16 protein-coding genes are annotated in these 13,459 nt (G+C 64.8%); 7 read left to right on the top strand and 9 right to left on the bottom strand.

The genetic code is table 11. The features are described 5' to 3' along the window. Positions 1 to 49 precede the first annotated feature (49 nt). Positions 50 to 724 carry a nitroreductase family protein gene (locus tag BN60_RS05295; RefSeq protein ID WP_020694961.1) on the top strand — a complete coding sequence of 225 codons (675 nt, stop codon included), beginning with the start codon at positions 50 to 52 and terminating at the stop codon, positions 722 to 724. A gap of 7 nt (positions 725 to 731) precedes the next feature. Here the strand turns inward: BN60_RS05295 and BN60_RS05290 are convergent, their stop codons facing one another. After that, positions 732 to 1,412: a glutamine amidotransferase-related protein gene (locus BN60_RS05290; RefSeq protein ID WP_245539813.1), complete on the bottom strand. Its 681-nt coding sequence runs from the start codon at positions 1,410 to 1,412 to the stop codon at positions 732 to 734. A gap of 119 nt (positions 1,413 to 1,531) precedes the next feature. Here BN60_RS05290 and BN60_RS05285 point away from each other — a divergent pair, with 119 nt between their 5' ends. The 3 genes from BN60_RS05285 (at position 1,532) to BN60_RS05275 (ending at position 4,119) form a co-directional block, all read left to right on the top strand. Continuing rightward, positions 1,532 to 2,137 carry a 2-hydroxychromene-2-carboxylate isomerase gene (locus tag BN60_RS05285; protein WP_020694959.1) on the top strand — a complete coding sequence of 202 codons (606 nt, stop codon included), beginning with the start codon at positions 1,532 to 1,534 and terminating at the stop codon, positions 2,135 to 2,137. A 10-nt stretch (positions 2,138 to 2,147) separates the two neighbouring features. Beyond that, a complete protein-coding gene (locus BN60_RS05280; protein WP_020694958.1) occupies positions 2,148 to 3,449 on the top strand; it encodes an aspartate aminotransferase family protein in 1,302 nt (433 codons plus the stop codon). A gap of 112 nt (positions 3,450 to 3,561) precedes the next feature. After that, positions 3,562 to 4,119 carry a hypothetical protein gene (locus tag BN60_RS05275; RefSeq protein ID WP_020694957.1) on the top strand — a complete coding sequence of 186 codons (558 nt, stop codon included), beginning with the start codon at positions 3,562 to 3,564 and terminating at the stop codon, positions 4,117 to 4,119. Positions 4,120 to 4,185: 66 nt separating this feature from the next. On the opposite strand, the gene BN60_RS05270 is transcribed toward BN60_RS05275, so the two are convergent. After that, positions 4,186 to 5,187: a fatty acid desaturase family protein gene (locus BN60_RS05270; RefSeq protein WP_245539812.1), complete on the bottom strand. Its 1,002-nt coding sequence runs from the start codon at positions 5,185 to 5,187 to the stop codon at positions 4,186 to 4,188. A gap of 29 nt (positions 5,188 to 5,216) precedes the next feature. On the opposite strand from BN60_RS05270, the gene BN60_RS05265 reads away from it, so the two are divergent. Together BN60_RS05265 and BN60_RS05260 are read left to right on the top strand one after the other, a co-directional pair. Beyond that, the gene (locus tag BN60_RS05265; RefSeq protein WP_086002713.1) at positions 5,217 to 6,116 is read left to right on the top strand and encodes an alpha/beta fold hydrolase; all 900 of its coding nucleotides are present in this window, start codon (positions 5,217 to 5,219) and stop codon (positions 6,114 to 6,116) included. After that, positions 6,113 to 6,727 (top strand): NAD(P)-dependent oxidoreductase, encoded by a 615-nt coding sequence (locus BN60_RS05260; RefSeq protein WP_020694954.1) that lies wholly within the window; start codon positions 6,113 to 6,115, stop codon positions 6,725 to 6,727. Before BN60_RS05265 ends, BN60_RS05260 begins: the two co-directional genes overlap by 4 nt. Positions 6,728 to 6,737: 10 nt before the next feature. Here BN60_RS05260 and BN60_RS05255 read toward each other — a convergent pair whose 3' ends face one another. Genes BN60_RS05255 through BN60_RS05240 form a run of 4 tightly spaced genes read right to left on the bottom strand, consistent with a single transcriptional unit; the run spans position 6,738 to position 10,797 of the window. Then, the gene (locus BN60_RS05255; protein WP_020694953.1) at positions 6,738 to 7,898 is read right to left on the bottom strand and encodes a M20 family metallopeptidase; all 1,161 of its coding nucleotides are present in this window, start codon (positions 7,896 to 7,898) and stop codon (positions 6,738 to 6,740) included. A 13-nt stretch (positions 7,899 to 7,911) separates the two neighbouring features. After that, a complete protein-coding gene (locus BN60_RS05250) occupies positions 7,912 to 8,829 on the bottom strand; it encodes an SDR family NAD(P)-dependent oxidoreductase (RefSeq protein WP_020694952.1) in 918 nt (305 codons plus the stop codon). 17 nt (positions 8,830 to 8,846) lie between these two features. Beyond that, a complete protein-coding gene (locus BN60_RS05245; protein ID WP_177324764.1) occupies positions 8,847 to 10,061 on the bottom strand; it encodes a multidrug effflux MFS transporter in 1,215 nt (404 codons plus the stop codon). Positions 10,062 to 10,068: 7 nt separating this feature from the next. Next, positions 10,069 to 10,797, bottom strand: coding sequence for a transglutaminase-like domain-containing protein (locus tag BN60_RS05240; protein WP_020694950.1), 729 nt, complete (start codon positions 10,795 to 10,797; stop codon positions 10,069 to 10,071). Between the two features lie 15 nt (positions 10,798 to 10,812). Here BN60_RS05240 and BN60_RS05235 point away from each other — a divergent pair, with 15 nt between their 5' ends. Continuing rightward, entirely contained in the window at positions 10,813 to 11,331 is a 519-nt protein-coding gene (locus BN60_RS05235) for an SRPBCC domain-containing protein (RefSeq protein WP_020694949.1), read from the top strand. Between the two features lie 3 nt (positions 11,332 to 11,334). Here BN60_RS05235 and BN60_RS05230 read toward each other — a convergent pair whose 3' ends face one another. Genes BN60_RS05230 through BN60_RS05220 form a run of 3 tightly spaced genes read right to left on the bottom strand, consistent with a single transcriptional unit; the run spans position 11,335 to position 13,430 of the window. Further along, entirely contained in the window at positions 11,335 to 11,796 is a 462-nt protein-coding gene (locus BN60_RS05230) for a PaaI family thioesterase (protein WP_020694948.1), read from the bottom strand. Further along, positions 11,793 to 12,257: a PaaI family thioesterase gene (locus tag BN60_RS05225; protein WP_020694947.1), complete on the bottom strand. Its 465-nt coding sequence runs from the start codon at positions 12,255 to 12,257 to the stop codon at positions 11,793 to 11,795. Before BN60_RS05225 ends, BN60_RS05230 begins: the two co-directional genes overlap by 4 nt. After that, the gene (locus tag BN60_RS05220; protein WP_020694946.1) at positions 12,258 to 13,430 is read right to left on the bottom strand and encodes an acyl-CoA dehydrogenase family protein; all 1,173 of its coding nucleotides are present in this window, start codon (positions 13,428 to 13,430) and stop codon (positions 12,258 to 12,260) included. Positions 13,431 to 13,459 lie beyond the last annotated feature (29 nt).

Genomic DNA, 13,459 nt, shown 5'->3' with positions numbered 1-13,459 from the left:
GGGCCAACGCCGACGCTACAGTCCGGCAATCGATACAGGAGGCGTCCGCGTGCTTGAACCAGTCTGGGAACCGCTGAGCAGCTACCGTAGTTATCCGCCCGAGCAGATGACGGCGCGGGCAAAGTCCTTTCATGCCGAACTCCGTCGCCGGCGCACGGTGCGCGACTTCGACAGCCGCCCGGTGCCGCGCGGTGTCGTCGAGACATGTCTGCTTGCCGCCGGGACCGCCCCTTCGGGCGCGAATCTGCAGCCATGGCACTTCGCCGTCATCGAGAACCCGGCTGCCAAGAAACGCATCCGCATCGCCGCCGAGGCCGAGGAGCAGGCCTTCTATAGCGGACGGGCGCCCAAGGAGTGGCTCGAAGCGCTGGCGCCGCTTGGCACGGATGCCGACAAACCATTCCTCGAAGAAGCCCCGCTACTGATTGCGATCTTCGCGCAGAAGTCAGGCACGCGACCCGATGGCCGCACCGTGAAGCACTACTACGTGCCGGAATCGGTCGGCATTGCGACGGGCTTCTTGATCGCCGCCCTGCACGATGCAGGTCTGGCCACCCTTACGCACACGCCCAGTCCGATGGGCTTCCTGAATGAAATCTGTTCACGCCCGGCCTGGGAGAAGCCGACGATCCTGCTGGTGGTCGGCTATCCCAAGGCAGATTGCCGGGTACCCCACCATGGCGGGCTGAGGAAGAACCTCGAAGAAATCAGCTCGTGGGTCTAGGCACGCGCTAATGGCGCGTGTCGGTCGCCAGCCAGCGGTCGAGAAAGCCGTCGATCCAGCGATCGAGGGGCGGATCGTAGAGCGGATGCATGGAGAGGTGGACGCCGCGCTGCTGCGCCCCCGGCATCTTGAGGCGCTCCGCCGCCTTCATCGTCCAGATGTTCTTCATCTCGAGCGTGACCTCGGGATGGAACTGGAAGCCGAAGGCATTGGGGCCGCAGCGGAAGCCCTGGACGGGATAGCGCTCGTTGGTCGCCAGCAGCTCACAGCAGTCCGGAATGGTCATGCCCTCGCGGTGCCACTGATAGACCTTCATCGGCGCCTTGAACCAGGTGCGCCCGGCCTCGGTCGGTTCGATATCTACATAGCCGATCTCGACGAGACCTTTGGGATGCGGTGCCACGCGGCCGCCTGCAGCCCTGGTGAGCAGCTGGGCGCCGAGGCAGAGGCCGAGATAGGGAACGCCCGCCTCGACCACGCGCGGAATCCAGTCGAGTTCACACTTGATGCCGGCGAGCGTGCCGCAATCGTTGGCTGACATCGGGCCGCCGAAGATCACCACGCCGGCATAGTCGGACAGGTCTTCAGGCAGCTCGCAGCCGAGATTTGGGCAGAGGCGGTGAAGCTCGTAGCCGCGCTTCTCAAGGAGGGCGCCGACCCGACCGGGCCGCGAATGCTCCTGATGCACGACGATAGCTATCTTCTTGGGAGAAATTTTTTTGGGCTTCTCAGCCATTACCGTCATGGATTTGCAAGATACGTGTCGCTTGTGGCAACGACAAGGCGAACCGGCAGCGGAGGGACGAAATGGCGCGGCGGCTCGACTTTTACTTCGATTGCTCCAGCCCGTGGACCTACCTTGCCTTCCACGCGGTCCAGCCTCTCGCCGCGGAAGCCAGCGCAGAAATTGTCTGGAAGCCCATCCTGGTCGGCGGCGTGTTCAATGCGGTCAACCAGACGGTCTACGAAAGCCGTGCCAAACCCAATCCGCGCAAGCAGGCCTACATGCTGCAGGACCTCGCGGCCTGGGCGAAACTCTACGGTCTCGGCATCGTCTTTCCACCCAAGGTCTTTCCAGTGAACAGCGTAAAGTGCATGCGCGGCGCCTTCGTGGCACTCGACGAGGGCAAGCTGGTGCCCTATGCGACGGCGGCCTTCGAGGCCTATTGGGGCAGCGACCTCGATATCGCGCAAGAGGCCGTGCTGGCCGACATCGCGAACCGGGCGGGACTGGAGCGTCAACATTTCTTCGCGGGCATCGAGACCGACTCCTGCAAGGCGCGCCTGCGCGCCAATACCGACGAACTGATCGCACGCGGCGGCTTCGGCAGCCCGACGATATTCGTGGGCGACGAGATGTTCTTCGGCAACGACCGCATGCCGCTGATCAAAGCGGCATTGGAAGCAGCCTGACGGAGGCAAGATGAGTGCCAATGACGACCCGCAATTTTGGGCGAAGGCGCGGGCCCATCTCGTCCGCTATGGCGGCGCCTTCTCACCGCTGATCGCCGAACGGGCCGAAGGCAACTACTTCACCGACGCCGACGGACAGAAGATCCTGGATTTCACCTCCGGGCAGATGAGCGCCATCCTGGGCCACAGCCATGCCGAGATCGTCGCCGTTGCCCGGCGTTATGTCGGCGAGCTCGATCATCTCTATTCGACCATCCTGTCCCGCCCGGTCGTCGAGCTGGCGGCGCTGATCGCCGAGATCTCGCCGGGCAAGCTCGACCGCGTGCTGCTGGTCTCGACCGGCGGCGAGTCGAACGAGGCCGCCTTGCGGATGGCCAAGCTCGTGACCGGCCGCCATGAGATCGTCGCCATGAGCCGGTCCTGGCATGGCGTCACCGGCGGCGCAGCGTCGGCCACCTACTCCTCCAGCCGCAAGGGTTACGGTCCACCGCAGCCGGGATCCCTGGTCCTGCCCTCGCCTGACACTTATCGTTCGCGCTTCATCGACGAGCGCGGCGTCTACGATTGGAAGACCGAACTGGATTTCGGCTTCGACCTGGTCGACCGGCAATCGAGCGGCTCCCTGGCTGCCTGCATTGTCGAACCGATCCTGAGTTCGGGCGGCGTGCTCGAACCGCCCGAGGGCTGGATGGCGGCGCTGGCCGAGAAGTGCCGCGAACGCGAGATGCATCTCATCTTCGACGAGGCGCAGACCGGCCTTGGCCGCACCGGCCATCTGTTTGCCTGTGAACGCGACGGTGTGGTGCCCCAGTATCTTACCCTGTCCAAGACACTGGGCGCCGGCCTGCCCCTTGCCGCCATGCTGACCACGCCGGAGATCGAGGACATCGCCGCGGAACGCGGTTACCTGTTCTATACGACCCATGCCTCCGATCCCCTCCCCGCGGCAGTCGGCCTCAAGGTCATCGAGGTGATTCTCCGCGACCGCTTCACGGAACGCGCGACAATCCTCGGTTGCCGCCTGAAGGAAGGCCTGCAGGCGCTGCAACAGCGCTACGACTGCATCGGCGACGTACGCGGCCGAGGCCTGCTCCTCGGCCTCGATCTGGTGAAGGATCGCCGCTCACGGACGCCTGACCCCGAATTCGCCCAGCGGGTGGCGCGCGCCTGCCTGGACCTTGGCATGATGACCAGCGTGGTCCGCGGCGGCTTCGGCATCTTCCGCATCGCCCCGCCTCTTACCGCCACTGAAGCCGAAATCGACCTTGGTCTGGAGATCTTCGACCAGGCGATCACCAAAGCTTTACAGTGAAATCGCCAGATTTCCCGGCCTTCTCGCTCCGCAAACGGCATTTACATTTGAAACGAGTCTCTATCTGTTGTACCCGCTGGCGGTTTCCGGGCCATGTGTTGGGAGTGTGCGGATGATCAAGGTGCTCACGCAAGTAGCGATTCTCTCGGCATGCACCCTAGCGCTGGGCGCCTGCACGCTCGGGCAGGCCAGTACGGCTTCGGCGCCGTCCAAGCCGGCAGCCCCCGACTACCAGGCACCCTCTCCGCCGCCGCCGCCGGCCGGCCAGATCCGCGCCATTTGCTACAACGAAGCCGACATCACCCACGTGCGGTCCCGCATGGTCCAGCAGGAACTTCAGGTCATCACCCTGCAGTGCCAGAGCGGCGGCGGTAAGCGTGCCTACGAGCGGACCTATGCCGACTTCGTCGGAAAGTTCCGGGCCGAGTTTGCCACCAATGCGCGTGCACTCTCCCAGGTCGCTGCCCGCAAGCGCCTCAACGTCGATACCCTGGTGACCGAAATCGCCAACCGCACGGCCCAGCGCGCCCAGGTCGACAAGGAATTCTGCTCTCGCGGCAAGCGCGCCTTCGACTGGGCGCTGGATGCCAAGGTGACGAGCCTCGCCCAGGTGCCGCCGCCGTACGATATCGGTGCCGACATGAACATCTGGCCCTGCCCGGCTCAGTAGCCGGCGGCAGGTTCACAACAAGAAGGCGGCCGACGGGCCGCCTTTTCTTTTCGGCAATCGGTCTCCTCAGATGTGCTGCGCGCCACCGCTTCGGCCGCCACGTGTCGCATCGACAGTCGCCGACGTTGCCGCCTTCAGAACTGCGAGATAGCCCGGCTTGATCTCCATCTGGTCGCGGCAGCCGGCCGCCAGCAGGAGCCGGTGCGCTTCCGGAAGGCGCCAGCAGGGCACGAACATGAAGAGGTGGTGTTCAAGGTGGTAGTTCACCCAATAGGGCGCCACAAGGAGCCGCATCAAAGGGTTGGCATAGGTCGTCCGGGTATTGCGCAGCGGATCGTCGTTGTCGGGTACGACTGCATGCTCGGCGATGTTCCGGACCCGGCTGATGAACTGGTACCAAGTGGCCAGCGGCAGCAGCCAGAGCGCCGGGTAGAGCCACCAGTAGCCGGCGACGCTGCAGGCGACCAGCATTGCCGCATTCGCCAGCAAGGCCCCCTTCTCGCGCTGCCAGAGCCGGCCCAGGCGGACAATCAACGGCGCATCCGCCGGCCCCAGCGCACGGCGGATCTGGTCGCCGCGCCGCAGGTAGGCCGTCTGGCCCGTGAGGTCCCGCACGATCTTTCGCCGCAGGCTGGTGCGGCTGATCGGAAACGGCGCCGACAGGCCGAGGTCGGGATCGCCCGCCTGCTGCGTGAAGCGATGGTGCTGCAGATGATAAGGCCGGTAGAGCGTCAGGCTCGTGAACACCGGAAAGGCGCAGAGCCAGCTTCCCATCCAATCGTTGAGACGCCGGTCGGCGAAGAGGAGCCCGTGCGCGGCGTCGTGCATCAATATGGCGAGGCCAAGCTGGCGCCCCCCGATCACCATCACGCCGAGGAGAAAAGTGAACGGATTGGGCCACCACGCGAAAAACGCCATGCTGCCCAGGATCAGGGCCCAGGCATGGAGCACGAGCAGCAGGCCGACGACGTTGGACTTGGCGCCGAGCCGCCGCTTCTCCTCCAGGCTCAGAAGATCTTTTGCAGCGTTCATCAGGACAAGGCTGGGCGCGGCCGCAACGACTGTCAACGCAGTCCCCGACCCGCTATCGTTCGATGATGCAAAGCAAGACTGTACGAACGGATGTCCTCGAGGTCGCCTACGAGGAGCATGGCCCCGCCGACGGCGCGGCCGTCATATTGCTGCATGGCTTTCCCTACGACGTCCGCGCCTTCGACGAGGTTGCGCCGGCACTTGCGGGCGACGGCTGTCGCGTGCTGGTGCCCTATCTCCGCGGCTATGGGCCCACGCGTTTCCTGTCGCCCGCGACTCCACGTTCCGGCGAACAGGCGGCCCTCGGCCACGATTTGCGCCGGATGATGGATGCACTCGGCATCGAACGGGCGGCCCTGGCGGGTTACGACTGGGGCGGACGGGCCGCCTGCATCGTGGCGGCCCTGTGGCCCGAACGCGTGCGCTGTCTGGTGAGCTGCACGGGCTACAACATCCAGAACATCGCCGTCTCGGCCGAACCGGCCTCGGCCGCGGCAGAGCATCGCTTCTGGTACCAGTATTACTTTCATACCGAGCGCGGCCGGGCCGGCCTTACCAAGAACCGCCGCGATATCTGCAGGCTCCTCTGGAAGCTCTGGTCGCCGGAATGGTCGTTCGACGACGCGACATTCGAACGGACGGCTCCCTCCTTCGACAATCCGGATTTCGTCGACGTGGTCATCCAGTCCTATCGCCATCGCTATGCCTATGCGAAAGGTGATCCTTCACTGGAACCCCTCGAAGCCCAACTCGCCAGGCAACCGAAGATCTCCGTACCAACCATCAACCTGCACGGCGGCCACGACGGCGTGGGCCCGGCACCGAAGAGCGACCACCAAAGCGGCCAATTCACCGGCCCCTACGAACGGCGGATCCTTCCGGGGATCGGCCACAACGTCCCGCAAGAAGCGCCAGCCGATACGACGACGGCGCTACGCGATCTCATGAAAGCACATCCAAGATGACCGACATTGCATTGATTGGCGCGACCGGAAACATCGGCAGCCGCATCCTCACCGAAGCCCTGTCGCGTGGCCACGCAGTCACCGCACTGACGCGCGACGCCTCCAAGATGAAACCGCGCGCCGGCATGACCGTCAGGCAGGCCAGCACGACGGACGTCACGAACCTGGCCGCCGTGCTCGCCGGCCACGCCATTGTCGTCGTCTCGGTCAAATGGAACGAAGCCAACATCCGGGACGTTCTCGACGCCATCCGTCGTTCCGGCGTGACGCGCGCGCTGTTCGTGGTCGGCGCCGGCAGCTTGATCCGCGCCGATGGCCGTACGCATCTCGACCACATGATCGACAGGGGCGTACAGCCGCCGACCTCCAAACCCGGCTTCCTGGCGCTCACGGAACTCCGCGAAGTGACCGACCTGGATTGGACGGCGATATCGCCGCCCACCTCGATCCGGCCCGGCGAACGCACCGGCGAATTCCGGCTCGGCGAGGATCACATGCTCGAAGACGACGAGGGGCAGAGCCAGATCAGCTACGAAGACTTCGCCATCGCCATCGTCGACGAGATCGAGAAGCCCCGGCACTCTCGCCGGCGCTTCACGGCTGCCTATTGAACGCCGGCCCCTACTCCAAGGTCTCCAGGAGCCGCGTACAGAGATAGGTTCGCGGCACCAGCGACGAATAGTAGATCTGCTCGTCGATGGCATGCGCCCCCTTGCCGTCGGCGCCCAGGCCGTCGAGCGTCGGAATGCCGAGGGCTGCCGTGAAATTGCCGTCGCTGCCGCCGCCCGTCAGCGGCACGTCGTGCAGTTCCTTGCCGATCTCGCGATAGATCGCCTGCGCCTTCTCGAACAGCGACGTGATGCCGGCGTCCTTCTGGTAGGGCGGCCGGTTCATGCCGCCCTCGACCGTGAGTTCGACGTCCTTGCCGATCGGCTCCAGGTTCAGGAACCAGTGGGTCATCTCCTCGGCGAGCTGCGGGCTAGGCACGCGCAAATCGACGTCCGCCACGCATTCGGCCGGCGTCACGTTCACCCCGGTGCCGCCGCGGATCAGGCCGACATTGCAGGTGATGCCGCGGGCATAGTCGGTCTTGCCCTCGATGCGCTCGATCTGCCGCGCCATTTCGAGAATGGCGCTGCGACCATCTTGATGCCGGACGCCGGAATGGGCGGCACGGCCCTTCACCGTCAACGTGAAGCGACCGACGCCCTTGCGTGAGGTCACGACCTTGTCGCCATCGCGGCCGGGCTCCATGACCAGGGCGTATTTGTGGCCCCTGGCGGCCTCCTCGATGCGAGCCCGCGAGGTCGGACTGCCAACCTCTTCCTCGGGAATGAACAGGAAGGTGACAGGCAGCTTGGTCCGCTTGCCCTGCCGGATCAGGTGGCGCAGCGCATAGTAGGCGATGTAGCCGCCCGCCTTCATGTCATAGATGCCGGGACCGAAGATGCTGTCGCCTTCGCGACGCACCTTCAGTTCCTTCTCGATCATGCCAATGGGATGCACGGTGTCGAGATGGGCGAGGATCAGGATGCCCTTGCCCTCGCCCTGACTCCATCCTGCAGGAGTCTTCGCCTCAAGGATGTCGCCGAACCCGTCGCGTCCCGGGATACGCTCAAGCTTCAGCCCGAGGTCGCGGAACTGGCCTTCGACATGGTCGACGACCTTGTTGACCGACTTGGCGTCGTGGCTCGGGCTTTCGATGCTGACCCATTCCACGATGCCGCCGAGTACTTCGTCGGCATCGATCTTGGGTTCGTTCTTCATCCTCTCGGCGGCCATTGCTCGAAGCCTCTCAGATCGGATCCCAGGTGAAGTATTCCGGCGAGCGCTTGAGGTCGGTGAAGAAGGGCTTCATCGAGGGCACCGCATGCTCGGCGATCGTTTCGAGGGTCCAGCCATCGGAGTTGTGCACCGACCGGACCGGGCGGTTGGCGTTGAACAGCATGATCTCGTTCATGCGCACGCCGAAGATCTGCGAGGAGATTCCTTCGGCCGCGTCGGAGAGCAGGAACACCGCCATCGGCGCGATCTTGGCCGGGGTCATGCGCTTGGACCGCTCAAGCCGCGCCTTCTGCGCGTCGGTGTCGGCAGGAATGGTGCCGATCATGCGCGTCCAGGCGAACGGCGAAATGCAGTTGGAACGAACGTTGAAGGCCGCCATGTCGAGCGCGATCGAACGCGACAGGCCGATGATGCCCATCTTGGCCGCCGAGTAGTTGGCCTGACCGAAGTTGCCGACGAGACCCGACGTCGAAGTAAAGTGCACGAAGGCGCCCGACTTCTGCTCCTTGAAGTAGTTGGCAGCAGCGCGGCTGGTGTTGAACGAGCCGTTCAGGTGGACGTCGATCACCATCTTCCAGTCCATGTGGCTCATGCGATGGAAGATGCGGTCGCGCAGGATGCCCGCATTGTTGATGACGCCGTCGATGCGCCCGAAGTTCTCGACGCCGGCCTTGATCATGCGCTCAGCGCCCGCCGGATCGGCAACGCTGTCGCCGTTGGGAACGGCCTGGCCACCGAGTGCCTTGATCTCATCGCAGACCTTCTGCGCCGCACTGACGTTACCGCTGCCCTCGCCGTCGACCGCGCCACCAAGGTCGTTGACCACCACCTTGGCGCCTTCCTTGGCCGCCAGCAGCGCCATCTCGCGGCCGATGCCGCCGCCCGCGCCGGTAACCAGTACGACCTTGTCCTTCAGCATGTTCGTCATTGTCTTCTTCTCCTCTTCTATGAATCCAGTTTCGGGGGACGCGGCGCACCGCGCAACAGCTGCGCGCTCCAGAGCGTTGCGATAGCGAAAGGTGCGAGGCCGATCACCAGCGGCATCGCCACGTAACGGCTGCCGATGATCGACAGGGCCGCTACCGCCACGGTGCCCATGGCGCCCATGCCCATCTGTGCGAGGCCTGCCAGGGACGACGCCGTGCCGGCGAGTTTGGGAAACATGCCGACGGCGCCCGCGTTGGCGTTGGCCACGATCATACCCGTGCCGAAGCTCAATACCATGTGCGGCCCAACGATCGCCCACCAGGTCACGACCTCGGAGAGCGAAAGGGCGGCCATGCCGATGAGTGCCGCTACGTGGAACCAGCCCGAGAACTGGATGATCGTCGTCGGCGCGACGCGCCCCATCAGCCGGTTGTTCACGAAGGTGCCCGCGGTGAAGCCGCCCACCGAGAGCAGCACGATCAGGCCGAACTCACGCGGGCTGAAGCCCAGGCTCTCCTGCAGGATGAAGGGAACGCCCGCCAGCATGCCGAAGTTCATGGCGAAGGCGAAGCCCAGCGGGAGGATATGGCCGAGAAAGCGGCGGTCGCGCAGCATCTCGCCCGAGCCGCGCAGCAGGCTCTTGAGATCGACCCGCTCGCTGCGGAACTTGTTGGTCTCGCCGAGGCCCGCGAGAACGACGACGAACAGGATCGTGCCGAAGCCGCCGACGAACCAGAAGGTCGCCCGCCAGCTCGCCCATTCCCCCAGGAAGCCGCCGATCGTGGGCGCAAGCGAGGGCGCGATGTTCTGGCCGAGCGAGATCCAGCTCATCACCAAAGGCATTTCCTTGAACGTATAGGCGTCGCGCGTCAGCGCGCGGCCGAGCACCGACCCGGAAGCCGCCCCCAGCCCCTGCAGAATGCGCAGGCCGATCAGGCCGCCGATGGACGGTGCAAACGAACAGGCGAATGTAGTCAACGTAAAGAAGAAGAGGCCGCCCAGCAGGACCGGCCGCCGGCCATAGCGATCGCTCAATGGCCCGTAGAAAAGCTGCCCGACCGCGAAGCCGATCATGTAGGTCGTCAGCGTCAGCTTTACACTGTCAGGCGTCGCCGTGAGGTCGTGTCCGACCGACGGCATGACCGGCGTATAGATGCTCATGGTGAGCGGGCCGAAACTGCCCAGCGCCACCAGCAGGGCGATGTACGCGGCCGACCGCGGCTTCAATGTCACGACAACGTCACTTCGGCTTGGCTTCCGCTGCACCCTCGGCACCGAAGTCGCCGCCCAACGGCATTTGCTCCTGCGCCCGCGTCATGCGCGGGTAATAGTGGCGGAAGGCGCCGCGGATCTCGTCGAACGGAATGTCGGCGAACACACCGCGATAGGCGAGATACTCCATGTGCCGCCGGCCGCTGAGATCGAACGGATGATAGATCGAATCGCCCACGGCATCCCAATCGAGCGGTTTGAGACCGAACTTCTCGGTCAGCTCGCGATTGAAGGCCGGTGTCGCCTTGACCCAGCGCCCGTCGAGCCAGACGTCGGTGTAGCCGTGGTAATAGAAGACATCGCTGCCCATCAGCTCGGCCAGCCGCTTCGTCGTCATGTGGTTGCGCACGTCGGCATAGCCGACCCGCGCCGGAATGCCGACGGCCCGGCAAACCGCGGCCATCAGGCCGGCCTTGTTCACGCAGTAGCCGTGCCCGGAGGCGAGGGTTGCGCTGGCGCGGTAGGCGTCGCGCTTCATGGGCGTGTTGTACGGGTCGTAACGCAGGTCGTCGCGCACCGCGTAGTAAAGGCGCAGTGCCTTTTCTTTGTCACAGCCCTCCCCCGCCACGCGTGTTGCATAAGCAACGATCTCGGGATGACCTGCATCGATCAGGTCACCCGGCTGGCGATAAGCCTCGAAGCCGGCGCCGTCGCGCACGACGTCGTCCTGGGGGGTCCTGAGGGAATCGTAGTCCATACTCTGGGTTGTTTAATGCAAGAGCTGGGAAAGTCCACGAGTGACGATGCGCAATTCACCCATGCGCAGATGGTACGCTTCGACCGCGTACTCTCCGGGCCACCGGAACGGACCTGGGCCGTGCTCGCCGATACCGGCGGCCTGCCCGGCTGGTACGGCGCCGGCCATATCGAGCCGCGTGCCGGCGGCGCCGTCGAGCTGATGGGCGGCCACATCAAGGGGGTGGTGACCCAATGGCAGCCGACACAACGGCTCGCCTACACCTGGAACGTCTTCAATCCCGGCGACGCGGTTTCGCCCTATCCTGAATCCTACGTGACGTTCTCGCTTGCAGCCGTCGGCGACGGCACCGTGCTGACGCTGGAGCATCTGCCGGTGCTGGAGCAGTTCGTGCGCCTGAATGCCATGGGCTGGCACACCTTTCTCGACATGGTGGCAGCCGCCGTTCGCGGCGGCCCCGTCGAAGGGCGCGACACCTACATGAAGGCCAACGCCCGGCGTTACAACATCGACCTTGCCAATCCGCTAGGCTGATACCTACAGCGACGGCGGCGCGTCGGCGTCGGACTTCACGAGGAAGTGCGCATTGGCCGTGGCGACCGGCTTGGAACGATCGTCCTGCCACGCTTCGGCGAAGACATTCACCATACGGCGGCCCTGCTTGGTGACCTTCGCGCAGGCGATGACATCCATCGGCCGTGCCGAGCGCAGATAATCCACGGTGATGTTGACGATCTTCGGCACCGTCTCGGTTTCGGTCTCCCACAGGAGATGAAAGATGGCAGCCATCTCCAGCATGGCGCCCAGGGTGCCGCCATGGATCGCCGGCAGGAACGTGTTGCCGATCAGCCCGTCGTGAAAGCGCATACGGGTCAGCAGCTCGCCCGTGCCATTCTCCGGCGCGATCTGCATCCAGCGCGCATAGGGGATCGCTTCCGCCAGCCGGCCGACATCGCCGGCCTTGCGGGCCTCGGCGAGGCGTTCGAGGAGCGCGCTCATTTCTTGTCCGCCATTGCCGGCCGGGTCGCCTTGCCCTTAGTGCCCAGCATGAAGGTGCCTGCAGCCGCCGCGATCGGGTCCTTCGCGTCGCCATGGTGGGCAACGGCGCGCGTGAAGGCGACCGACCGCGTGATGCGATAGCACTCGGCCTCGGCGATCACCGGCTTGCCCGGATCGGCGGGCCTCACATAATCGATACGCAGGTCGAGCGTGGCGAACGGCTCGGGCTTCTTCAGCATGGTGGCGACGGCCATGCCGCAGCAGCCGTCGAGCATTGCCGTCAGCGGACCGCCCGCCAGCACGCCGGTCTCGGGATTGCCGACAAGCTCTTCACGCCAGCCCAGTTCCATCGACGCGAAACCCTTGCGTGCGCCGATCACCTTCAGGCCCAGCGCCTTGTTGTGCGGGATCGCGTCGGAGAACCATTGCTGGAACAACGCAATACGGTCTTTCTCTTCCATTTAAAGGCCCATCTGGCGTGCCGCGAGATCCTTCATGATCTCGACCGAACCGCCGCCGATCGACATCACCTTGGTCTCGCGATAGATGCGCTCGACCTTGGAGCCGCGCAGGTAGCCCGCCCCGCCGAAGACCTGCATCGCCTCGTTGGCGCAGAACTCCATGGTCGAGGTCGCGAGGTTCTTCAGCATGCAGATCTCGGCAACGGGCTTCTCGCCCTGCCCGACCCGCCACGCCAGCAGCTCCAGGGTCGACTTCACCGCATTGATGCGCATTGCCATGTCGACCAGCCGATGGCGGACAACCTGGTTGGCGATCAGCGGCTTGCCGAAGGTGTGACGCTCGCGAGCATAGGCGATCGCCTCGTCGAGGCAGACCTTGGCGAAGCCACAGGCCCCGGCCGACATGCCGAGCCGCTCCGAGTTGAAGTTCAGCATGATGCCGATGAAGCCGCGATTCTCCTCGCCGATCAGGTTCTCGACCGGGACCTTCACGTTGTCGAAGAAGAGCTGGGCCGTGTCCGATGCCCACCAGCCCATCTTCTTGAGCTTGGTGCGCTGGAAGCCCTCGCGGTCACGCTCGATCAGCAGCAGCGAGACGCCGCCGGCCCCCGGCCCGCCGGTGCGCACGGCGACGGTGTAATAGTCGGCGCGCATGCCCGATGTGATGAACATCTTGCTGCCATTGACCACATAGTGGTCGCCCTCGCGGCGCGCCGTGGTCTTGAGGTTGGCGACGTCGGAGCCGCCGCTGGGCTCGGTGATGGCAAGCGCGCTGATCTTTTCGCCGGCCAACACCTCGGGCAGTACCTTGCGCTTCATCCATTCCGGGCCGAGCGCCGCAATCGGCGGCGAGCCGATCGTATGGCTGTTGAGGCTGGCGTTCAGGCCGCCGCTGCCGTGGCGCGCCATCTCTTCGGCCTTGATGATGCCGAAGAAGGGATCGGTCGGAACGCCGCCATAGGCTTCGGGGAAACCTAGCTGCAGCAACCCTGCAGCAGAGGCCTTGCGATAGAGCTCGCGGGGAAACTCCTCGGCCTCGTCCCACTGGTCGACGTGAGGCATGATCTCGCGCTCGACGAAGCGCCGGACGGTATGCCGGAACGCCTCGTGTTCCTCGGTATAGAACGGCGACGGTGGCCCGCCCGACGGACGCACCTGCTCAGCGAGCGACATGGAAATCTCCGCGACCAAACGTGTGATGA

The sequence above is a fragment of the Reyranella massiliensis 521 genome (assembly GCF_000312425.1).
Classification (GTDB): Bacteria; Pseudomonadota; Alphaproteobacteria; order Reyranellales; family Reyranellaceae; genus Reyranella; species Reyranella massiliensis.
This window is presented reverse-complemented; position numbering and strand designations above follow the sequence as displayed.

Bases quoted from the DNA above. Each gene is read 5' to 3' on its own strand.
- BN60_RS05225 (WP_020694947.1), bottom strand. From the start codon at position 12,257: ATGGAAGAGAAAGACCGTATTGCGTTGTTCCAGCAATGGTTCTCCGAC.
- BN60_RS05275 (WP_020694957.1), top strand. From the start codon at position 3,562: ATGATCAAGGTGCTCACGCAAGTAGCGATTCTCTCGGCATGCACCCTA.
- BN60_RS05250 (WP_020694952.1), bottom strand. From the start codon at position 8,829: ATGACGAACATGCTGAAGGACAAGGTCGTACTGGTTACCGGCGCGGGC.
- BN60_RS05230 (WP_020694948.1), bottom strand. From the start codon at position 11,796: ATGAGCGCGCTCCTCGAACGCCTCGCCGAGGCCCGCAAGGCCGGCGAT.
- BN60_RS05220 (WP_020694946.1), bottom strand. From the start codon at position 13,430: ATGTCGCTCGCTGAGCAGGTGCGTCCGTCGGGCGGGCCACCGTCGCCG.
- BN60_RS05255 (WP_020694953.1), bottom strand. From the start codon at position 7,898: ATGGCCGCCGAGAGGATGAAGAACGAACCCAAGATCGATGCCGACGAA.
- BN60_RS05260 (WP_020694954.1), top strand. From the start codon at position 6,113: ATGACCGACATTGCATTGATTGGCGCGACCGGAAACATCGGCAGCCGC.
- BN60_RS05280 (WP_020694958.1), top strand. From the start codon at position 2,148: ATGAGTGCCAATGACGACCCGCAATTTTGGGCGAAGGCGCGGGCCCAT.
- BN60_RS05240 (WP_020694950.1), bottom strand. From the start codon at position 10,797: ATGGACTACGATTCCCTCAGGACCCCCCAGGACGACGTCGTGCGCGAC.
- BN60_RS05285 (WP_020694959.1), top strand. From the start codon at position 1,532: ATGGCGCGGCGGCTCGACTTTTACTTCGATTGCTCCAGCCCGTGGACC.
- BN60_RS05265 (WP_086002713.1), top strand. From the start codon at position 5,217: ATGCAAAGCAAGACTGTACGAACGGATGTCCTCGAGGTCGCCTACGAG.
- BN60_RS05235 (WP_020694949.1), top strand. From the start codon at position 10,813: ATGCAAGAGCTGGGAAAGTCCACGAGTGACGATGCGCAATTCACCCAT.